At 70.9% G+C, this 20,471-nt stretch carries 20 protein-coding genes; 12 read left to right on the forward strand and 8 right to left on the reverse strand.

Going from position 1 to position 20,471, the window contains the following annotated elements; all coding sequences use genetic code 11:
• Window positions 1-8 precede the first annotated feature (8 nt).
• The 3 genes from ACIQTP_RS24195 to ACIQTP_RS24205 all read right to left on the reverse strand — a co-directional run bounded on the left by ACIQTP_RS24195 (window position 9) and on the right by ACIQTP_RS24205 (window position 3,017).
• Window positions 9-1,112 (reverse strand): abortive phage infection protein, encoded by a 1,104-nt coding sequence (locus ACIQTP_RS24195; protein ID WP_403402921.1) that lies wholly within the window; start codon window positions 1,110-1,112, stop codon window positions 9-11.
• 169 nt (window positions 1,113-1,281) lie between these two features.
• Window positions 1,282-1,962: a class I SAM-dependent DNA methyltransferase gene (locus tag ACIQTP_RS24200; protein ID WP_403402924.1), complete on the reverse strand. Its 681-nt coding sequence runs from the start codon at window positions 1,960-1,962 to the stop codon at window positions 1,282-1,284.
• Between the two features lie 47 nt (window positions 1,963-2,009).
• Window positions 2,010-3,017, reverse strand: a complete 1,008-nt coding sequence (locus ACIQTP_RS24205; RefSeq protein ID WP_403402926.1) for a zinc-binding alcohol dehydrogenase family protein — start codon at window positions 3,015-3,017, stop codon at window positions 2,010-2,012.
• A 116-nt stretch (window positions 3,018-3,133) separates the two neighbouring features.
• Between ACIQTP_RS24205 and ACIQTP_RS24210 the strand changes: the two genes are divergently transcribed.
• On the forward strand, window positions 3,134-3,469 hold the full coding sequence (locus ACIQTP_RS24210; RefSeq protein WP_403402929.1) for an ArsR/SmtB family transcription factor: 336 nt from the start codon (window positions 3,134-3,136) through the stop codon (window positions 3,467-3,469).
• Between the two features lie 57 nt (window positions 3,470-3,526).
• Here ACIQTP_RS24210 and ACIQTP_RS24215 read toward each other — a convergent pair whose 3' ends face one another.
• On the reverse strand, window positions 3,527-4,918 hold the full coding sequence (locus tag ACIQTP_RS24215) for a purine-cytosine permease family protein (RefSeq protein ID WP_403402932.1): 1,392 nt from the start codon (window positions 4,916-4,918) through the stop codon (window positions 3,527-3,529).
• 89 nt (window positions 4,919-5,007) lie between these two features.
• Complete coding sequence (locus tag ACIQTP_RS24220; RefSeq protein ID WP_403402935.1) at window positions 5,008-5,415, reverse strand: PLD nuclease N-terminal domain-containing protein; 408 nt, start codon at window positions 5,413-5,415, stop codon at window positions 5,008-5,010.
• A gap of 557 nt (window positions 5,416-5,972) precedes the next feature.
• Here ACIQTP_RS24220 and ACIQTP_RS24225 point away from each other — a divergent pair.
• The 8 genes from ACIQTP_RS24225 (at window position 5,973) to ACIQTP_RS24260 (ending at window position 12,766) form a co-directional block, all read left to right on the forward strand.
• Window positions 5,973-7,430, forward strand: a complete 1,458-nt coding sequence (locus ACIQTP_RS24225; RefSeq protein ID WP_403402938.1) for a menaquinone biosynthesis decarboxylase — start codon at window positions 5,973-5,975, stop codon at window positions 7,428-7,430.
• 31 nt (window positions 7,431-7,461) lie between these two features.
• Window positions 7,462-8,367 (forward strand): menaquinone biosynthesis prenyltransferase MqnP, encoded by a 906-nt coding sequence (gene mqnP, locus ACIQTP_RS24230; RefSeq protein WP_402034442.1) that lies wholly within the window; start codon window positions 7,462-7,464, stop codon window positions 8,365-8,367.
• A 31-nt stretch (window positions 8,368-8,398) separates the two neighbouring features.
• Window positions 8,399-9,082 carry a UbiX family flavin prenyltransferase gene (locus tag ACIQTP_RS24235; RefSeq protein ID WP_402034444.1) on the forward strand — a complete coding sequence of 228 codons (684 nt, stop codon included), beginning with the start codon at window positions 8,399-8,401 and terminating at the stop codon, window positions 9,080-9,082.
• Between the two features lie 178 nt (window positions 9,083-9,260).
• On the forward strand, window positions 9,261-9,716 hold the full coding sequence (locus tag ACIQTP_RS24240; protein ID WP_101400019.1) for an Lrp/AsnC family transcriptional regulator: 456 nt from the start codon (window positions 9,261-9,263) through the stop codon (window positions 9,714-9,716).
• Window positions 9,717-9,801: 85 nt separating this feature from the next.
• Window positions 9,802-10,965: an aminofutalosine synthase MqnE gene (gene mqnE / locus ACIQTP_RS24245; protein WP_054232131.1), complete on the forward strand. Its 1,164-nt coding sequence runs from the start codon at window positions 9,802-9,804 to the stop codon at window positions 10,963-10,965.
• A 130-nt stretch (window positions 10,966-11,095) separates the two neighbouring features.
• Complete coding sequence (locus ACIQTP_RS24250; protein ID WP_403402944.1) at window positions 11,096-11,635, forward strand: GNAT family N-acetyltransferase; 540 nt, start codon at window positions 11,096-11,098, stop codon at window positions 11,633-11,635.
• A gap of 94 nt (window positions 11,636-11,729) precedes the next feature.
• Complete coding sequence (locus tag ACIQTP_RS24255; RefSeq protein ID WP_403402946.1) at window positions 11,730-12,035, forward strand: DUF4229 domain-containing protein; 306 nt, start codon at window positions 11,730-11,732, stop codon at window positions 12,033-12,035.
• Window positions 12,036-12,121: 86 nt separating this feature from the next.
• On the forward strand, window positions 12,122-12,766 hold the full coding sequence (locus ACIQTP_RS24260) for a TetR/AcrR family transcriptional regulator (RefSeq protein WP_402034451.1): 645 nt from the start codon (window positions 12,122-12,124) through the stop codon (window positions 12,764-12,766).
• Window positions 12,767-12,776: 10 nt separating this feature from the next.
• Here ACIQTP_RS24260 and ACIQTP_RS24265 read toward each other — a convergent pair whose 3' ends face one another.
• The gene (locus ACIQTP_RS24265; protein WP_403402949.1) at window positions 12,777-13,640 is read right to left on the reverse strand and encodes a MaoC family dehydratase; all 864 of its coding nucleotides are present in this window, start codon (window positions 13,638-13,640) and stop codon (window positions 12,777-12,779) included.
• 251 nt (window positions 13,641-13,891) lie between these two features.
• A complete protein-coding gene (locus ACIQTP_RS24270; RefSeq protein WP_403402952.1) occupies window positions 13,892-15,259 on the reverse strand; it encodes a 3-oxoacyl-ACP reductase in 1,368 nt (455 codons plus the stop codon).
• Window positions 15,260-15,345: 86 nt separating this feature from the next.
• Here ACIQTP_RS24270 and ACIQTP_RS24275 point away from each other — a divergent pair, with 86 nt between their 5' ends.
• Both ACIQTP_RS24275 and ACIQTP_RS24280 read left to right on the forward strand, forming a co-directional pair.
• On the forward strand, window positions 15,346-16,659 hold the full coding sequence (locus ACIQTP_RS24275) for an acetyl-CoA C-acetyltransferase (RefSeq protein ID WP_403403408.1): 1,314 nt from the start codon (window positions 15,346-15,348) through the stop codon (window positions 16,657-16,659).
• 338 nt (window positions 16,660-16,997) lie between these two features.
• A complete protein-coding gene (locus tag ACIQTP_RS24280) occupies window positions 16,998-18,902 on the forward strand; it encodes an AMP-dependent synthetase/ligase (protein ID WP_403402955.1) in 1,905 nt (634 codons plus the stop codon).
• A 115-nt stretch (window positions 18,903-19,017) separates the two neighbouring features.
• Here ACIQTP_RS24280 and ACIQTP_RS24285 read toward each other — a convergent pair whose 3' ends face one another.
• Window positions 19,018-19,221 carry a cold-shock protein gene (locus ACIQTP_RS24285; RefSeq protein ID WP_028805073.1) on the reverse strand — a complete coding sequence of 68 codons (204 nt, stop codon included), beginning with the start codon at window positions 19,219-19,221 and terminating at the stop codon, window positions 19,018-19,020.
• Between the two features lie 343 nt (window positions 19,222-19,564).
• On the opposite strand from ACIQTP_RS24285, the gene ACIQTP_RS24290 reads away from it, so the two are divergent.
• Window positions 19,565-20,413 carry a menaquinone biosynthetic enzyme MqnA/MqnD family protein gene (locus ACIQTP_RS24290; protein ID WP_403402958.1) on the forward strand — a complete coding sequence of 283 codons (849 nt, stop codon included), beginning with the start codon at window positions 19,565-19,567 and terminating at the stop codon, window positions 20,411-20,413.
• The last annotated feature ends 58 nt before the right edge of the window (window positions 20,414-20,471 follow it).

The following is a 20,471-nucleotide window of genomic DNA, read 5'->3' on the forward strand; positions in this document are numbered from 1 at the left end:
CCCGACCCTCAGCAGGTGTGTGCGCGGGCCCGTGCGTACTGCCGGGCCAGCGCGCGGAAGGACTCCTTCGGTTCCCAGTGCCAGCCGCCGTGGCGGTCCTCGATCGTCTTCACGATGCCGTAGCTCGCCATGTCGAGGTCGTGGCGGGGGTCGCCGGGGCGGTGCGGGGCGTCGGGGGTGACGAAGGTGTACGCCATCGCCGAGTACAGGCCCATCGACTCGAACACCGACAGCACGTCCGTCAGATAGACGGCCTGCGTGTGCTCACTGCGGACGAGACCGCCCCTGATCTCCGGCGGTTCCTTGCCGTAGTCGACGACGTCCCAGCCCATGCCGCCCTTCTCCGGCGCGCCCTCGAAGGTGCAGCAGCCGAACTCCATGACGGCGACGGGCTTCCCGAAGCGCCGCAGCGCGGTGAGGTCGCGGACGTAGGCGTTCCGGTCCCGGAACCAGCCGTAGTAGTCGACACCGACGAGGTCGAAGAGGCCCCAGTCGACGTCCTCGTCCCGCGCTGCGGCGTACGTGAGCCGCCCGTGGAAGACGGACCTGCCCACGGACGCCGCCCTCGCCGTGAACCGGTGCAGGCGCCGCGCCATCCGTACGGGGTCGAAGTCGCCCTTGAGCAGATGCTCGACGCGCTCCTGGGCGTTGGCGCCCGGCACGATCCCGGGCACGTACAGCACGAACTCGCAGCCGACACTGAGATGCACTCCCGCGCCCCGCCGCCGCAGCCGCTCGGCGAACCGGCCCGTCTCCGCGAGGTGGTCGAGGATCTCGCGTTCCGGTACGTCGCCCAGGGTCGGCTCCAGCCAGACGTTCAGACCGAGCTCCGCCGCCTCGGCCGCGGTGGCGGCGAGCCGTTCGACGCCGTCGCCGGTGACCTTGACGGAGTCGGCGTGCAGGTCGTGCGCGATGGCGCGCAGGTCGCGGCGCATGCGTCCGGGGCTCCACCCGGTGCTCGGCGTCTCCCCGTCCGTCACCTCGTACACCACACCCCGGTGTGTCAGCCCCGGCCGACGGCCCGTCGCCCCGGCCCGCCCGGCCGGCAGCACCACCGCGCCCCCGGCCCCCGCGGCCATCCCCATGAACCGTGCCCGAGTGATCCCCCGCATCGCGCCTCCCCGTGTCCGTCTTCCGGACTCCAGTCTGGGAAGCGGCCCTGGGCCCCGCAGTCCGCCGATGGTCTACGGAGGGCCGACAAAAGTATCGGCGGGACCCTCGATCGAACGTCACACCCCGGACACCACCTCGGCGATGCCGTACGCCAGGGCGACGAACGCGTCACGCCGAGGGTTCCGGCTTGCGGGCCAGGACGAACGCCTGCGGGGTGTTCTCGTGGGCGTCGGCCTCGCGGACGAGGCGGGCGACCTCCACCAGCCCCGCCTCGCGCAGCAGTTCGGCGACGCGCTCGGGTGGGAAGCGGTAGACGTCGAGGTCCAGGTCATGGCCGTACGCGTGGCCGAGGTGCACGCGCTCGTCGCCCACCTTGAAGGCGATCAGCAGATGACCGCCCGGTGCCAGGATCCGGTGGAACTCCCGGAAGAACAGCGGAAGTTCGTCCAACGGCGTGTGCACGGTGGAGTACCAGACGAGAGCCCCGGCGAGTGCGGCGTCCTCGATGTCGAGGTCCGCCATCGTGCCCACCTCGAAGCGGAGGTGCGGATGGCTGCGCCGGGCCACGGCGACCATCTGCGGCGACAGATCGACCCCGTACGCGTCCAGCCCGAGACCCTCGAGGTGGATCGTCACCCGCCCCGGCCCGCACCCGAGGTCCGCGACCTGTCCGCCCCCGCCGTCCCGCACCTTCTCCGCGAAGGCGGCGAGCATGGCCCGGTCGAAGGGCTTGTGCTCCAACTCGGCCTTGAGGAGCTCGCCGTAGTCGACGGCGACGGTGTCGTACGACGCCCTGGTGGCGTCCGGGCGGGAGGTCGAGGGGCGGGAGGTCGAGGGGTGAGAGGTCATGGCGAGGGAGGCTAGCCGAGGGGACTGACAGTCCTGAGGAGTTGTTGTTACGCGATATCGGCTTCCCCGGCCGTGCGGTCGGCGCGCAACAGCAGCTTCCCCGTGCTCGTCCGCGCCCCCATCAGCCGGTGCGCCTCCGCCGCGTCCGACAGGGCGAACTCCGCTGTCACCGGCAGGGACACCACCCCGTCGACCACTGTCCGGAAGGCGCGTTCGGTGAGGGCGCGCAGTTCGGCCGGGGCCGTCCGGGCCAGGGTGAGGATGGAGAAGCCGGAGACCGACAGGGCCAGGGGGTAGAGGTCGGGCTGGCCCACCTGCCACGGCTGCGCCCCGCTCGCGTTGCCGAAGGAGACCAGGCGGCCGAAGGGGGCGAGGGAGTCGAGGGAGGCCCGGAGGGTTTCGCCACCGACCGGGTCGAGGGCCAGGTCGACCCCGCGACCGTCCGTCGCCTCGCGCACCTCCTTCGCGAAGGAGGCGGAGGAGGTGACGAAGACCTCGTCATAACCGTGCTCCCGCGCGTACTCGGCCTTCGCCGCACCCGACACCACCCCGTAGACCGCCCCGGCCCCCGCCGCGCTCGCCAGTTGCCCGAGCACCGTGCCCACCCCACCCGCCGCGCCCTGCACGAGCACCCTCTCGCCGGGCTGGAGCCGGCCCACGGTGTGGATCAGGGCGTACGCGGTGGGCAGCACGGTGGGGAGGGTCGCGCCGGTGCGCAGGCCCACGCCGGGCGGCAGCGGGAAGACGGTCACCGCGTCGGCCACGACGACGTCCGCGTACGCGCCGCCCTGCGTCAGGGCCGCCACCTCCTGCCCCACGGCGAGGCCGGTGACCCCCGTGCCGAGGCCCCGGACACGGCCCGAGACCTCCAGACCGGGGACGAAGGGCAGGGCGGGCACGCGGTAGCCCTCGGACCGTGCCTTGAGGTCGGCGAAGTTCACACCGGTGTACGCCACGTCGATGCTCACCCGCCCCGGACCGGGCTCGGGCACCTCCGCCTCGACGACCCTCAGCACCTCGGGACCGCCGTACTCCTGGATCTCGACCGCGCGCATGGCACACCTCTCACGAGAACTCGTCGGCTCGACTGTTCAATGAAAACCGAACACTCGGGAGTGTATGGTTTTCATCGAACACTCGGCAAGGTGTGAAAGATCTGAGGGGAGTCGGCGTGGCGGAACGAGCGGGTCACAGAGCCGCCCCGGAGCACACCCATCCCGACGACGTGCCGGTCCAGGCCGCCCTCGCCGCCCTGGCCGACCCCGTACGCCTCACTCTCGTAAGGGAGTTGGCCGACTCGGCGGCGTGGGCGCGGAGTTGCGGCAGCTTCGATGTGCCCGTCGGCAAGGCGGCCCTCAGCCACCACTTCGCGGTGCTGCGCGGGGCGGGCCTGGTGGAGCAGCGTGACGAGGGCCCCAAGCGCGTCAACCGCCTACGGCGCGAGGAGTTCGAGGCCCGCTTCCCGGGACTTCTCGACCTGGTCCTGCGTGAGGACCCGGCGCCGTGAACCGATGGGTGGGGTACGCCGAACAGGCGTCGCCGCTGAGCACCACGGGCTGACCGCTCAGCCCGTGCGGGGCGTCCGCCGCAGCAGCGCGTACAGCGCCGCGCTCACCGCGAAGCCCACCAGGCAGGTGATGTCGCCGAAGGACGCCCAGTGCTTCGGCACCCAGCCCACGTACTTCTCCTGGTTGGAGAAGAGCGGAACCGAGACCGCCACACCGATCAACAGGGCGGTGATACCGGGCCAGTTGGTGAAGGCACGGTCGCCCAGGCGCCGGGCCGGCTCGTCGTCCGGCGTACGGGTCCGCAGCCACCGCTCCACCAGCACCACTCCGAGCCACGGCCCGATCCAGTACGCGATGACCAGCAGAAACGCCTCGTACGCATGCCCGGCGTCGGACAGCGACGCCCACGCCGCCGCCGTACCCGCCACGCCCGAGAGCACCACCAGCGCGCCGCGCCCCAGCCAGGCCGGCAGTCGCAGGCCGAGCGAGGTGATGGACATGGCGGAGGAGTAGACGTTCAGCGCGTTGGCCGAGACACCGCCCAGAATGATGGACAGCAGCACCAAGTCGCCAAGCCAGGACGGGAGATGGCCGGTGAATGCGGCCGTCGGGGTCGCGCTCCCGGGGGCCGCGATCGTCGCCGACGCCGCGCCGACGAGGGAGACGATCGCGACGGAGAGGAAGAGTCCGACGGCAGGGTAGAGGGCGGTCCTGAACTTGTTCGCCGTACGGGGGAGATAGCGCGAGTAGTCCGTGGCGTACGGGTTCCAGCCCGCCGCGTACCCCCACGCCGTGCTGAACGCCAGCAGGAAGCCGCCGATGCCGCCGCCCCCGCCCGAGGTGCCCAGGTCCGCGTGGTCGAACGTCCACACCCCCGCCACCAGGAACACCACCGCCAGCGCCGGGAACGCGTACTTCTCGAAGGCGTGCACGAAGTTGTGGCCGATGAAGCCGATGACGATCTCGACCGCCACCACCAGCAGCAGGGAGGGCAGGGGGCGCAGACCCGTCAGTGTGTTCAGCGCGAACGCGGCGCTCACGCTGTTCACGGCGAACCAGCCCACGCCCGCCACCAGGGCGTTCACCCCGGCCGGCAGCAGATTGCCCCGGTAGCCGAAGGAGAGGCGGCCGATCACCATCTGCGGGACGCCGAACCGGGGTCCGTCGAGGGACAGGACGCCCTGCGTCAGCGCGCCCAGCGCCGTGCCCAGCAGCAGTGCCGCGGCCGCCTGCCAGAAGTTCAGCCCGAAGAAGAGGACCGAGATCACGCCGATGTACACGGTCGCGAACTCGATGTTCGGGGAGGCCCAGGTCCACAGCAACTGGAGCGGACTGCCGTGGCGTTCGGTGTCGGGGATCGGTTCCGAACCCGCCGTCTCGACGGCGATGACTCTGTCGCCGTACTCGGGCGTGATCGGTGCGGTGGTGCCGGCGGGAGCGGTCGTCATGCACCGTAAGTGTCCGGGGCCCCGCCACCCCCGGCCAGAGGCGCACTGTCCGTTTCAGGAGGCTCGTCGGCGTACACCTTGTACGGGCGTCAGCTCTCGGACTCCTCGCCGGCCTCGCGCCGGCGCAGCTCCTCCTCGCGGCGCCGCAGGTCGGCCTCCCAGTCCTTCAGGAGCGTCTCGTCCTTGACGTTCTTGGAGGGGGCGGGCTCCGCCTTGAGGGAGTTCAGGAACTCGGGGTTGTCGTCGGGGGCGACGTACTGCGGGCGCCGGTCGCGGTGCCACTCGGAGGGCGTGACGCCTCGGGTCGGGCCCCGGCCGACCTTGCCCGCGACGAGCCAAGCGATCGGGCCGACGAGGACTTCTCCGAAGAGCAGGATGACGATCACCCACACCACCTTGGGCAGGCCGCGGACCTCTTCCTCCGGCGTGTTCAGGCAGTCGATGAACGAGTAGATCCACAGCGCCAGGACCAGCAGGAACGGCAGATACCTGAGCATGGTGGAACAGTCCCCCAGTGGACGGCGGCGGGGCGGTGTGGGGCCCCGGTGACGCGCACAGGGTAGCGGCTGACTTCAACGGGGGTATGACACTTTCCCCCGCCCCCACCGCCCCAGGAGCTCCGCCCGGCCCCAGAGCGGGGCTTCGCCCCGAGCCCCCGTGCGCCCGGCGGTTCCTCGGCCGCGGGCCGGTGGGGGCTGATCGCGCAGTTCCCCGCGCCCCCAAAAGCCTCGGCTCGTCCGGCGTTCAGGCCGCACCCCATCCACCCCGGCCCGCATCTTTCAGCCCGTCCGGCGTTTGAGGACGAGGGTGGAGTCCGATGCCCCACCCATCCCGTCCACCCACCCACCCGGGTCCGCACCCCCAGCCCGTCCGGCGTTTGAGGACGAGGCCGTTCAGGCCGATTGGGGGTCCGGGGGCGTAGACCCCGGCGGGGTGGAAGGGGCGGAGCCCCTGGGATGGGACGGGTAGGGGCGGCGGGGGCGAGAGGGGTGGTCCCGCCCACGGCGGTGGGGCGCACGTCGGTGCCGGGCGGCCCTCAGCGATACTTGGACGCATGGCTTACGACGATCTTCGATCCCTGCTGAGGGCGCTGGAGCGCGAGGGCGACCTCAAGCGCATCAAGGCCGAGGTGGACCCGTATCTGGAGGTCGGGGAGATCGTCGACCGGGTGCAGAAGGCGGGTGGACCGGGCCTGCTCTTCGAGAACGTGCGCGGATCCGCCATGCCGCTCGCCATGAACGTCTTCGGGACCGACCGGCGGCTGCTGAAGGCCCTCGGCCTGAAGTCGTACGGCGAGATCAGCGAGAAGATCGGCGGTCTGCTCAGGCCCGAGCTGCCCCACGGCTTCGTCGGCGTACGCGAGGCCTTCGGCAAGCTCGGCGCGATGACCCACGTACCGCCGAAGAAGGTCAAGTCCGACAACGCGCCCGTGCAGGAGGTCGTGCTGCGCGGCGAGGACGTCGACCTGGACGCTCTCCCCGCGCTCTTCACCTGGCCCCAGGACGGCGGCTCCTTCTTCAACCTCGGGCTCACCCACACCAAGGACCCCGAGAGCGGAATCCGCAACCTCGGGCTCTACCGCCTCCAACGCCACGACAAGCGCACCATCGGCATGCACTGGCAGATCCACAAGGACAGCCGCAACCACTACCAGGTCGCGGCGAGGAGGGGAGAGCGACTGCCGGTCGCGATCGCCTTCGGGTGCCCCCCCGCCGTGACGTACGCCTCCACCGCCCCGCTGCCCGGTGACATCGACGAGTACCTCTTCGCCGGGTTCATCCAGGGCAAGCGGATCGAGATGGTGGACTGCAAGACCGTTCCGCTGCAGGTCCCCGCGAACGCGGAGGTCGTGCTCGAAGGGTGGCTGGAGCCGGGGGAGATGCTCCCGGAGGGGCCCTTCGGCGACCACACCGGGTTCTACACGCCCCAGGAGCCCTTCCCGGCGCTGACCATCGACTGCGTGACCATGCGCAAGCGGCCGCTGCTCCAGTCGATCGTCGTGGGGCGGCCCCCGACCGAGGACGGCCCCCTCGGGCGGGCGACCGAGCGCTTCTTCCTCCCCCTGCTGAAGATCATCGTGCCGGACATCGTGGACTACCACCTCCCCGAGGCCGGCGGTTTCCACAACTGTGCGATCGTCGCGATCGACAAGAAGTACCCCAAGCACGCCCAGAAGGTGATGCACGCCGTCTGGGGGGCACACATGATGTCCCTCACGAAACTCATCGTGGTCGTGGACTCGGACTGTGACGTCCACGATCTGCACGAGGTCGCGTGGCGGGCCCTCGGCAACACCGACTACGCCCGCGACCTCACCGTCGTCGAAGGCCCCGTCGATCATCTCGACCACGCCTCCTACCAGCAGTTCTGGGGCGGCAAGGCGGGCATCGACGCGACGAGGAAGTGGCCCGAGGAGGGTTACACCCGGGACGGGGGATGGCCGGAAATGGTTCTCTCCGACCCGGAGACGGCGGCGACGGTCGACCGCCGCTGGAAGGAGTACGGCCTGTGAGGTCCATCAACAGCACAAGGGCGGGCGGCCGGTGACCAGCGCATCCGCCGCGCTCCCGCAGCAGCCGGGGCGCACCAAGGCCTTCCTCCGGCTCGTCATGATCGAGCACTCCGTCTTCGCGCTGCCCTTCGCCTACATCGCCGCGCTGACCGCGATGTTCGAGTGGGACAAGAACATCCACTGGGGCAGGCTGCTGCTCGTCACGATCGCGATGGTCGGGCTGCGCACGTTCGCGATGGCGGCGAACCGGATCATCGACCGCGAGATCGACGCCCGCAACCCGCGCACGGCCCACCGTGAGCTGGTCACCGGCGCGATGAGCGTGAAGCACGCGTGGACGGGCGCGCTGGTCGCGCTGGTCTTCTTCCTGGGCGCCGCGGCTCTCCTCAACCCCCTGTGCCTGGCCCTGGCCCCCATCGCCGTGATCCCGATGGTGGTGTACCCGTACGGCAAACGGTTCACGAACTTCCCGCAGGCCATCCTGGGTCTGGCCCAGGCGATGGGCCCGATCGGCGGCTGGCTGGCGATCTCCGGTGAGTGGTCGTGGGACGCCGCCATCCTGGGGCTCGCGGTCGGGATCTGGATCGGCGGCTTCGACCTGATCTACGCCTGCCAGGACGTCGAGACGGACCGCGAGATCGGGGTCATGTCGGTGCCGGCGCGCTTCGGCATCCCCGCCGCGATCTGGGGGGCGCGCGGCTGCCACGCCGTCACCACCGCCCTGTTCGCCTGGTACGCCGTCGCCACCGACGCGGGCGCGTTCTTCTGGCTGGGCCTGCTGATCGTCGCGGGCGCGTTCCTCTACGAGCACTCCATCGTGAAGCCGCACGACCTGTCCCGTCTGAACCGCGCCTTCTTCCAAGTCAACGGATTCATCGGCATCGCCCTGTTCGTGTGTGCCCTGCTCGATCTGCTGGTCCGCGGGCTCACGGTCTGAATCCCGACAGCCGCCGGATACCCTCGACATCATGAAGCCAGGACAGACGCAGCGGCGGCCTTGGATCGTGGGGGTGTCGGGTGCCTCCGGTACGCCGTACGCCGCCTCTGTGCTGCGGGCGCTCCTGGCGGCGGGGGAGAGCGTCGACCTGGTGGTCTCGCGCGCCTCCCGGCTCACGCTGCTCGACGAGACCGGCCTCTCCTTCCGGGACGCCCACTGGCGGGACGACCTGCGGGTGTGGCTGGCGCGTGGCGCGGACGGCAAGCCCGGCACCTTCGACGCCTTCGAGGGGCGCCTCGACGCCGTACGGCACTGGAGCGCCGGTGACCTGGCGGCGGGGCCGTCCTCGGGCTCGTACCCCTCGAAGGGCATGCTGATCGTGCCCGCCTCGACGGCCTGCGTGGCCGGAGTCGCCCTGGGGCTGTCGAAGGACCTGCTGCAACGCGCGGCGAGCGTGACGCTCAAGGAGGGGCGCAAGCTCGTCGTCGCCGTCCGCGAGACCCCGTTGAACGGGCAGACGCTGCGTCACCTGGTCTCCCTGGACGACGCGGGCGCCACCGTGCTGCCCGCCTCGCCGGCGTTCTACGCGGGTGCCACGCACATCCAGGACCTGGTGGACTTCGTCGCCGGGCGGGTGCTGGACGCGGCGGGCGTCGAACACGGGCTGTACCGCCGGTGGGAGGGCGAACTCGGCGGCGGTTCCCGAGCGACCTGAGCGGCCCGACCCGGCCCGCACGACCCGAGCACGCACGACCCGAGCACGCACGACCCGAGCACGCACGACCCGAGCACGCACGACCCGGCCCGCACGACCCGGCACGCACGACCGAGCACCACTGAGCAACATCGCACCACTCACGACTCACACACTTCAGCGGAAGGCTAGCGATCGCATGGACGCGGTGGACAGGCAGCTCATCCAGGCCCTGAGAGAGAACGGCCGGGCCTCCTACGCGGAGCTGGGGCGCCTCGTCGGTCTGTCGGGACCCAGCGTCACCGACCGCATCAACCGGCTGGAGGCGGCCGGGGTCATCACCGGCTACCGCGCCACCGTCGACTCCGCCTCGCTCGGTCTCGGCGTCACCGCCCTGATCGGCATCTCACTCTCCGACGCCGCGGACCACGAGGACGTGGCCCGGCGGCTGCGGGACCTCGGCGAGATCGAGGACTGCTGGTTCATCGCGGGCGACGACTCGTTCATGCTCAAGGTGCGGGCGAGTGATGTCGACGGGCTGGAGAAGACCATCCGGCGGCTCTCGGGGACGAAGGGCGTCTCCCGGACCCGTACGACGATCGTGCTCTCCACGAAGTGGGAGAACCGGGTCGGAGAGCTGCCCGAAGAGGGTTAGGGCACGAAGTGCCTGATGGGGCCCCTCCCGCCCGGAGGGTGGGGGAGTACGGTTTACGAAGGCTGTCTTAGGAAGAGGTAGTGGCATGGACGTCGGGCTCAAGCGCGAGCTGGAGCAGAAGGTTCGAGCCGGTGAGCGGCTGACCCGCGAGGACGGCATCGCGCTGTACGAGTCGGACGACCTGGCCTGGCTGGGCGGGCTCGCCCACGAGGTGCGCACGCGGAAGAACGGCGACGTCGTCCATTTCAACGTCAACCGCCACCTCAACATGACGAACGTGTGCACCGCGTCCTGCGCGTACTGCTCGTTCCAGCGCAAGCCGGGCGAGAAGGACGCGTACACGATGCGCATCGAGGAGGCCGTCCGCCTCGCCAAGGCGATGGAGAACGACAACCTCACCGAGCTGCACATCGTCAACGGCCTGCACCCGAACCTGCCGTGGCGCTACTACCCGCGGTCGCTGAGCGAGCTGAAGAAGGCACTCCCGAACGTCTCCCTGAAGGCCTTCACGGCGACGGAGATCCACCACTTCGAGACCATCTCGGGGCTGTCGGCGTCGGAGATCCTCGACGAGCTGATCGAGGCGGGCCTCGAGTCCCTGACCGGTGGCGGCGCGGAGATCTTCGACTGGGAGGTCCGCCAGCACATCGTCGACCACCGCACCCACTGGGAGGACTGGTCGCGCATCCACCGGCTCGCGCACGAGAAGGGTCTGAAGACCCCGTGCACGATGCTGTACGGGCACATCGAGGAGCCCCGCCACCGCGTCGACCACGTCCTCAGGCTCCGTGAGCTCCAGGACGAGACCGGCGGCTTCCAGGTCTTCATCCCGCTGCGCTACCAGCACGACTTCGTGGACATGAAGGACGGCAAGGTCCGCAACCGGCTCCAGGCGCGCACCCAGATGGCGACCGGCGCCGAGGCCCTGAAGACCTTCGCGGTCTCCCGTCTCCTCTTCGACAACGTGCCGCACGTCAAGGTCTTCTGGGTGATGCACGGCGTGCAGACCGCGCAGCTCGCCCTCCAGCACGGTGCCGACGACATGGACGGCTCGGTCGTCGAGTACAAGATCACGCACGACGCGGACAACTACGGCACGCCGAACAAGCTGACCCGCGAGGACCTGCTCGACCTGATCCGCGACGCGGGCTTCCAGCCGGTCGAGCGCAACACCCGTTACGAGATCATCCGCGAGTACGACGGCCCGGACCCGGCGCGCCGCGAGTCGCCGCAGCCGATGCGCGTCTGACGCCGCGCGGTCCGGTCGTACGCCCATGACGGCCCCGGTGCCGGTTCCCTCCCCACGGAGGGGGCCGGCATTTCGCTTCCGGTCGGTCTCCGCACCAGGATGCCAAGACCTTCGTCTACGCTCGGTGGCCGTGCCACTGACCTTCACCCTGTTCACCCGTGACGCGAAGCCGACCCACCCCCTGCCCGACCAGCTGCTCACCCTCTGGACGGATGTCACCAACGCGGGCGGTGCGGTCGGCTTCGTGCCGCCGGTGACCGCCGTCGACATACGCCCCCGCGCCGAGGCCCACCTCACCGCGATAGCCGAGGGCCGCACCCGGCTCCTCGCCGGATTCACCGCCGACGGCCGGCTCGCCGCCACCGCGTTCCTCGCCCTCAACGACCACCCCCTCATGCGTCACTGGGCCTGGCTGTACACCGTCATGGTCGATCCGGCCCTCCAGGGCCGCGGCTACGGCGCCGACCTGCTCCGCGGGGCCGAGGACCGGGCCCGCGCGCTCGGCCTGGAGGGACTGCGCCTCACCTGCCGGGGCGGGGAGGGGCTGGAACGCTTCTACGCCTCCTGTGGCTACAAGGAGATCGGCCGGGCGCCCGACGCGCTGCGTGTCGCGCCGGGCGACGACCGTGACGAGATCACGATGCTGCTGCCTCTGCCGCCTGGCGACTGAGGCCCCCCTGCACGAGGATCGGGCCGGGCGTGCTTCACTGGACGGTGCCCTTTGGGAACGTTCGAAACGGTTCGGAACGGAAGAGTGGATTGACATGGGCCGCTACACACTGATGCGCCTCGGCGTCTTCGCCGGCTGCCTCGTGGTCGTCTGGGGCCTTGTCTACTCGGGCCTCGCGCCGCGCGGCCTGGGTGACTCCAACTACATGTGGATCGTCCTGCTCGCGCTGGTGATCTCCGCGCCCATCAGTTTCGTGGTGCTGCGCAAGGAGCGCGACCGCGCCTCCGCCCAGGTCGTCGCGCGCGTGGATCGCATGAAGACCAACCTGGAGCATAACCGCAGCCAGGAGGACGGCGCGGACGACGCCGCCCGCGGCGGCGTGCAGGGCCAGACCTCCTGACCCTCCACGCGTTCACGTAACCACACGTCCGGGGATCCGCGGCTCGCGGTGCCTGGCCGACGGCGGCCGATCGTACGCTTGCCCGTATGGGTGCTGTGAAGAACAAGCGGATGCCGCGCGCGGTGCGTGAACAGCAGATGCTGGACGCCGCCGTGCGGACCTTCGGGCAGCGGGGGTACCGGTCGGCTTCGATGGACGAGATCGCCGATCTGGCGGGCGTGTCCAAGCCGTTGGTGTACCTGTACCTGAACTCCAAGGAAGACCTCTTCACCGCCTGCATCCGCCGTGAGGCGGCCGCGCTGACCGCGGCGGTGCGCGCGGGCGTCCAGTCCGGTCTGCCCGCCGACCGTCAACTCTGGGCAGGCCTACGGGCGTTCTTCACGCACACGGCGGAGAACCCGGACGGCTGGGCGGTCCTGCACCGTCAGGCGCGTACGCACGGCGAGCCGTTCGCGGCCGAGGTCGCGGCGATGCGCGAGGAACTCGTCGCGTTCGTCACCCAGTTGATCGTGGTCGCGGCGCGCGAGGCACACCGTGACCCGTCCCTGCCCGAGCGGGAGGTCGCCGGACTCGCCGAGGCCCTCGTCGGCGCCGCCGAGTCCCTCGCCGCCTGGGCCAACGCCACGCCGGGCGTCTCCGCCAAGCAGGCGGCGGCGACACTGATGAACTTCGCCTGGGCGGGCCTGGGCGACCTGATGGAGAACCGCCCGTGGACGCCCCCGCAGGACTGACCCTGACACCCTATGGGCGCCCTATGGGCCGTATGTCGCCCGCCAGATGCAGGCGCCCGGAGTCCGTGCCGCGGAGTTCGAAGGCGGGGCCGTCGGCGGCGTAGGTGACCGTGCCCGGCAGCAGAACGGGCGCCTTGAAGTCCGCACGTACGCGCACCGCGCCCTGCGGGCCGTGTTCGGCCAGGCAGCGGGCCACCGTCCACATGCCGTGCGCGATGGCGCGGGGAAAGCCGAACAGGCGGGCGGTGAGCGGGTGCAGGTGGATGGGGTTGCGGTCCCCCGAAGCGGCGCCGTACCGCCGCCCGATGTCACCGCCGAGCCGCCACTCGGCACGGACGGGAAGGGGACCGCCGCCGTCGGACTCCCGCGGGATCGTGGACGCCGCCTCCCCGCTCGTGCGGTGCCGGGCGAGATAGATACTCCGCGACTGCCACACCGGCTCGCCTTCGACCCTCGCCTCGGTCACGACGCAGGCCTGCGTCCCACGGCGATGGGGTTCCAACCCCGCTACGCGCGCGCCGAGTTCGTACGCGTCCGAGGCGGCCAGCGGCTGCCGCTGGGTGATCTCGATCGAGGTGTGGACGAGCCCGAGCAGCGGCAGGGGGAACGAGCGGCTCGCCATGATCCGCATGGCGAGTGGAAACCCGAGGACGTGCGGATACGTCACCGGCAGCGCGTCCGCCCCCGTGGCGAACCCGCAGACCCGCTCGTACGTGGCGAGCCGGGCGAGATCGATACGGACGTCCGGGAGCACGAGACGGGTCGGCGGGACGTGGGCGTCCGGGCGGGGCCGCCGCTTGAGGGGGGAGAACAGGGCACCCCGGGCCAGGAGCGGGGCGAGGGCCGGGGGAGCGGTGAGGGTGAGGGTGGTCATGGGATCCTTCCGGGAGGCTGTGGTGGGGTGGTTCGTCGGCTGCGGGCCGGTGGGGCTGAGCGGAGGGCTGCTTCGCCCTCGCCGACGCCGTCCGCCCCAGTGCCTCTAGGGGCGCGGGTAACTGCGCGACCAGCCCCCACCGGCCCGCAGCCACAAGGCCGCCCCATGGGGCCTGGGGCGGAGCCCCGGAGGGCCTGGGGTGGAGCCCCGGAGGGGTGGGACGGGCAGGGGCGGCGGGGGCGAAGAAACTCCTACGCCCCCAGCAGACTCTGGCCACACACCCGCACCACCTGCCCGTTCACGGCCCAGGACCCCGGCCCCGCGAGCCACGCGATCGTCTCGGCCACATCGACCGGCAACCCCCCTTGCCCGAGGGAGTTCATCCGACGCCCCGCCTCCCGAACGAACAACGGCACGGCCGCCGTCATCCTCGTCTCGATGAAGCCGGGCGCGACGGCGTTCACCGTCACCCCGTGCTCGTCCCACACCCGCGGAGCCAGCGCCCGTACGAACCCCACGACCCCCGCCTTACTGGCCGCGTAGTTGGTCTGTCCGACGTTCCCGGCGATCCCGGCGATCGACGCGGTGGCCACGATCCGCCCCCCACGCCGCACCACCCCGTCCCCCAACAGCGCATCCGTCGTCCGCAGCACACTCGCGAGATTCACGTCGAGCACCGACCCCCACCGCTCCGCGGGCATGTTGGCCAGCTTCCGGTCCCGTGTGATCCCGGCGTTGTGGACGAGAACGTCCAGCCCGTCGGGCAACGCCTCCCCGATCCGCGCCCCCGCGTCCGCGGAGGTGATGTCGAGCGCCAACGCCCGCGCCCCGTCCAGCCGCGCGGCGACCACGCCGAGCTCGGCCGCCGCGCCGGGCACGTCCAGACACACCACCCGCGCCCCGTCCCGCGCCAGGGTCTCGGCCACCGCCCGCCCGATCCCCCGCGCGGCCCCGGTGACGAGAGCGGTCCGCCCGGCGAGGGGCCGCGCCCAGTCCGCCGGGACGGACACCTCACCAGCACCGCCGTCACCACCACCGGCGTGACCGACCTCGATCACCTGCCCACTGACATACGCGGACCTGGGCGACAGCAGAAACCGGAACGTGGACTCGGCACCGGCCGCGGAACCCGCCGTCCCTGCCGCCGCCCCCACGATTCGCACCAACGTCACCGTCCGCCCCCGCCCGATCTCCTTCCCCAGAGACCGCACGAACCCCTCCAGCGCCTGCTGCGCCGCCGCCTGATGGTGATCGGCGGGGTCGAGCGCCGTGCCGAGCACCACCACCCGCCCACCGTCGGCGACCGACCGCACCACGGGATGCAGCGCCGCGTGCACCTCGGCGAGCGCCTCCACGTCGGCGACCCCGGTCGCGTCGAGCACGACCCCGGCCGGCCGCTCAGCCGTCGCCTCCGTGCGCACCTCGAGCCCCGTCCGGGCCAGTACGGCGGTCACGTCGTCCAGCGTCGGCTTCCCGGCCGTGAGGAGCAGCAACGTGCCTTCCAGGACGGGGCGTTCGGGTGACCAGCGCCGCAGCGCGGCCGGCTGGGGCAGCCCGAGCCGACGGGTCAGAAAGCGACCGGGTGCGGTCCCGGTGAAGCTCAGATAGCGGTCCGCCATTGTCCAACTCCCCGCTCGGACGTAAATTTACTCCAGAGTAAGGTTACCCAGGGTAAGGCTACGTGAAGGATCAGGAGCAGGTCGAGATGAGCCCCCGCAATCCACCGAGAACAAGCCCCACCGGAAGTCCGTCCGGGACGCGCCCCGTCGCTGTCGTCGGCGGCGCCCGCACCCCCTTCGCCCGCTCCGACGGCCCGTACGCCACCGCCTCCAACCAGGAGATGCTGACCGCGACGGTCGACGGCCTGGTCGAGCGGTTCGGGCTCGAAGAGCCGGGAGCGGTGGGCGAGTTGGTCGCCGGTGCCGTCCTCAAGCACAGCCGCGACTTCAACCTCGCCCGCGAGACCGTCCTCGGCTCGAAGCTCGACGCGCGCACCCCGGCGTACGACATCCAGCAGGCCTGCGGCACCGGCCTGCAAGCCGTCATCGCCGCCGCCAACAAGATCACGCTGGGCCAGACCGAGTGCGCGATCGCGGGCGGCGCCGACACCGCGAGCGACGCCCCGCTCGGGGTCAACGACGACCTGCGCCGCATCCTCCTGGAGCTGCGCCGCGCCAAGTCGCCCGGCGCCCGCCTCCGGGCCCTCGCCCGCGTCCGGCCCTCCCACCTCGTCCCCGACATCCCGCGCAACGCCGAGCCGCGCACGGGTCTGTCCATGGGGGAGCACGCCGCCGTGACGGCCCGCGCGTGGGGGGTGACCCGCGAGGCGCAGGACGAACTGGCGGCCACCAGCCATCAGCGGCTGGCGGCGGCGTACGAACGGGGCCTCTTCGACGACCTCGTCGTCCCGTTCCGCGGCCTGACCCGCGACCAGAACCTCCGCCCGGACTCGACGCCCACGAAACTGGCCGCGCTCAAGCCGGTGTTCGGTACCGAACAGCCCGACCCGACCATGACCGCGGGGAACTCGACACCGCTGACGGACGGCGCGGCCACGGTGCTCCTGGCGAGCGACGACTGGGCCGAGGCGCGGGGGCTGTCCCCGCTCGCCCACCTGACCGCGTACGAGACCGCCGCGGTCGACTTCGTCGAGGGTGACGTCGTCGGCGGCGAGGACGGCCTGCTGATGGCGCCGGCGTACGCCGTCCCCCGGCTCCTGGAACGCGCCGAACTCTCCCTGGAGGACTTCGACTTCATCGAGGTCCACGAGGCATTCGCCTCCCAGGTCCTCGCCACCCTGGCAGCCTGGGAGAAGGGCGGCCTGGGAACGGTCGACCGCTCCCGCCTCAACGTCGCGGGCTCCTCCCTCGCCACCGGCCACCCCTTCGCCGCCACCGGCGCCCGCATCGTGGCGACCCTGGCCACACTCCTGGCGGAACGCGACACCCCCGGCCGGGGCCTCATCTCGATCTGCGCGGCAGGCGGCCAGGGAGTCACGGCCATCCTGGAACGCCACTGACGCCGGCACCCTCCAATGCCGCCCGCCCCGGCGCTTCTAGGGGCGCGGGGCTGTACATATGCGGCTCCGCCGCGGGGCGCGACAAGCCCCCACACACCCGCACCCGAAGAACCCACCGCATACGAGGACCCCCCCGCACCCGAATCCCCGTACCGGAGGCAACTCGCACCCCGCCCGCCCCAGACACCCACAAACCCCACACCCCAAGCCCGTACGATCCCGGTCACCCCTGCCTTGTTGAAACTCGCATGAACCCCCCACGCCCCAGGCACGTATGAGGCTTTGCGCCCCCAACCCGCCTCATACCGACCGGGTCCTGGTAGCCAAGGAGCCGCCCCATGTCCAGCCAGCCCAGCCCGTACGACTCCCCACCCTCCCTCGTGGAGCCCGAGATCAAGCGGCTGGACGGGGTGGTGCGCGAGGTGTCCGTGCCGCCCCTCGTCGGTCAGGTGACCCACGGCTCGCTCGCGGACATCCCGTTCGACAACGCGACCGTGGCCCCGAACGCGGCGGTTCTCAGCAGGAAGAACGCCGACGGCGCCTGGGAGGACGTGACCGCCACCGAGTTCGCCGCGCAGGTGCTGGCGGTCGCGAAGGGCCTGATCGCCGAGGGCCTGGCCCCCGGCGACCGCATCGCGATCATGGCGCGGACGACGTACGAGTGGACGCTCCTGGACTTCGCGGCCTGGGCGGCGGGTCTGGTCACCGTCCCCGTCTACCCCACCTCCTCCACCTTCCAGGTCCGCTGGATCCTCCAGGACTCGGGAGCCGTCGCCCTCGCCACCGAAACGGTGGCGCAGGCGTCCGCGCTCGGCCCGGAACGCGACCGGATCCCCGACCTGCGGCACATGTGGGTCTTCGAGAAGGGACACCTGGAGCGGCTGGCCGAGCTGGGCCAGGGCATCCCGGACCAGGAGGTCGCCGTGCGCCGCGGGGTGCTCGGCCCCGACACGCTCGCCACCCTCATCTACACCTCGGGCACCACCGGCCGCCCCAAGGGCTGCGCACTCAGCCACGGCAACTTCTTCGCCGAGATCGACAACGCGATCGAACTGCTCTACCCGATCTTCAAGGCGAAGACCTCGGACGCCGCGTCGATGCTCCTCTTCCTCCCCCTCTCCCATGTCTTCGGGCGGATGGTCGCGGTCGCCTGTCTGCGCGCGCGGGTGCGCCTGGGCCATGCGCCGAGCCTGAGCACCGAGGACCTGCTCGCGGACCTCGCGAGCTTCAGACCCACCTTCCTGCTGGCCATCCCGTACGTCCTGGAGAAGGTGTTCAACACCGGCAGGGCCACGGCCGAGAAGATGGGCCGCGGGTCCTCCTTCGACCGCGCCGCGCGCATCGCGTGCAGCTACGGCGAGGCGGTCGAGGCCAAGCAGCACGGCACCGGGCCGGGTCCCTCGCGCTCCCTGCGCGCCGCCCGCGCCCTCTACGACCCCCTGGTCTACCGCCGTATCCGCAACGCGCTGGGCGGCAAGGTCCGCTACGCGATCTGCGGCGGTTCCCCGCTGGGCCGCCGTCTCGCCGCGTTCTACGCGGGCGCCGGCATCGAGATCTTCGAGGGGTACGGCCTGACGGAGACCACCGCCGCCGCGACCGTCACGCCCCCGCTCAAACCCCGGCTGGGCACGGTGGGCTGGCCGCTGCCCGGTACCCGGGTCCGGATAGCCGGGGACGGCGAGATCCTGCTGGGCGGCGAACAGATCTTCCGCGGCTACTGGGACCCGAACGCGGGCGGCGTCGTCGACGCGGCGCCGGACGGCTGGTTCGCGACCGGCGACATCGGCGAACTGGACGACGGGGGCTACCTCACCATCACGGGCCGCAAGAAGGAGATCCTGATCACCGCGGGCGGCAAGAGCGTGGCTCCCGCGCCTCTGGAGAACTGGCTCCGCTCGCATCCGCTGATCGCCCAGTGCATCGTTCTCGGCGACCGCCGCCCCTACGTCACCGTCCTGCTCACCCTCGACCAGGACGGCGTCACCCACTGGCGCCGGATGATCGGCAAGCACCCCGTCCCGCCGGAGCTCCTCATGGACGACCCGGAGCTGAACGTCATCCTCCAGCGCGCGATCGACGAGGCCAACAAACTCGTCTCCCGCCCCGAGTCCATCCGCCGCTTCGCCGTCCTCCCGGGTGACTTCACGGAGCTGGCGGGACATGTGACCCCCACCATGAAGCTGAAGCGGGCGGCGATCGAACGTGACTTCAGCAAGGAGATCGAGGAGCTGTACGTGCGGTAGGGCCGCTCCGGGCCGATCCGGACAAGGCAGGAGCCCCGCGACCGGCTGGCGCGGGGCTCCTTGGGTAATGCGATCCGTTCCGGATCAAAGCATTGGGCTCATGAAGCCCGCAGACTTAGATCGGGGTGACGTTCTCCGCCTGCGGGCCCTTCGGACCCTGCGTGACGTCGAAGGAAACCGACTGGTTCTCTTCGAGAGAGCGGAATCCGCTCGCGTTGATCGCGGAGTAGTGGACGAAGACGTCCGGGCCGCCGCCTTCCTGGGCGATGAAACCAAAGCCCTTTTCGGCGTTGAACCACTTCACGGTTCCGGTAGCCATAAGCCCTCCTTGGGCCCAAAGGGTTGCCCTGCTCCAGAACCTGCGATTGTGTAAACAACTGCATTCGTCTGAAAACGACGAGAGCCCGCGGTCACATGCTCCGCAGGCTCTGTACTGCAAGGGAAACCAAACTGCAACTTGCGGCGAGCCTAGCACGCAGGCAGCCGAAAGCAATAGGGGGCAAGATCACGTCACCCGGATGTTTGACCCGCATGGCGGATGGGTTGACGTGGGGGTGTCGACTCGCTGTCGCAAGGGTTGACACAAGAGGGCGGAAGGGTTTCGGAAACCACGCGGGGACCCTGGAGACTGCACGGTACTCCATGGGGTCTAGCCTCGCGATGTGGACAATTACCGCACCCGGCCGCGCGTCGGCCACATCCAGTTCCTGAACTGCCTGCCCCTCTACTGGGGGCTCGCGAGAACGGGCACGCTCCTCGACTTCGAGCTCACCAAGGACACCCCGGAGAAGCTCAGCGAGAAGCTGGTGCAGGGCGACCTCGACATCGGGCCCATCACGCTCGTCGAGTTCCTCAAGCACGCCGACGAGCTGGTCGCCTTCCCGGACATCGCGGTCGGCTGCGACGGTCCGGTGATGTCCTGTGTGATCGTCTCGCAGGTCCCGCTGGACCAGCTGGACGGCGCCAGGGTCGCCCTCGGCTCCACCTCCCGTACGTCCGTTCGGCTCGCGCAGCTGCTGCTGGCCGAGAGCGTGGGCGTCCAGCCGTCCTACTACACCTGCCCGCCCGACCTCAGCCTGATGATGCAGGAGGCCGACGCCGCCGTCCTCATCGGCGACGCGGCACTGCGGGCCAACCTCCTCGACGGGCCGAAGTTCGGTCTGGAGGTGCACGACCTCGGCACGCTGTGGAAGGAGTGGACGGGCCTGCCGTTCGTCTTCGCCGTGTGGGCGGCCCGCCGCGACTACCTGGAGCGCGAGCCCGTCGTCACCCGCAAGGTGCACGAGGCCTTCCTCGCCTCCCGGGACCTCTCGCTGGACGAGGTCTCCAAGGTCGCCGAGCAGGCGGCCCGCTGGGAGGCCTTCGACGAGCGGATCCTGGAGCGGTACTTCACCACGCTCGACTTCCGCTTCGGCGGCCCGCAGCTCGCGGCCGTACAGGAGTTCGCCCGACGGGTCGGCTCGACCACCGGCTTCCCGACGGACGTGAAGGTCGAACTGCTGACTCCCTGACATCGCGCGGACGTCTCCCTGGGATCGCGGGGGATGTTCCGAACCCGCGGGGGCGTTG

This window comes from Streptomyces sp. NPDC090798 (assembly GCF_044768965.1).
GTDB lineage: Bacteria > Actinomycetota > Actinomycetes > Streptomycetales > Streptomycetaceae > Streptomyces.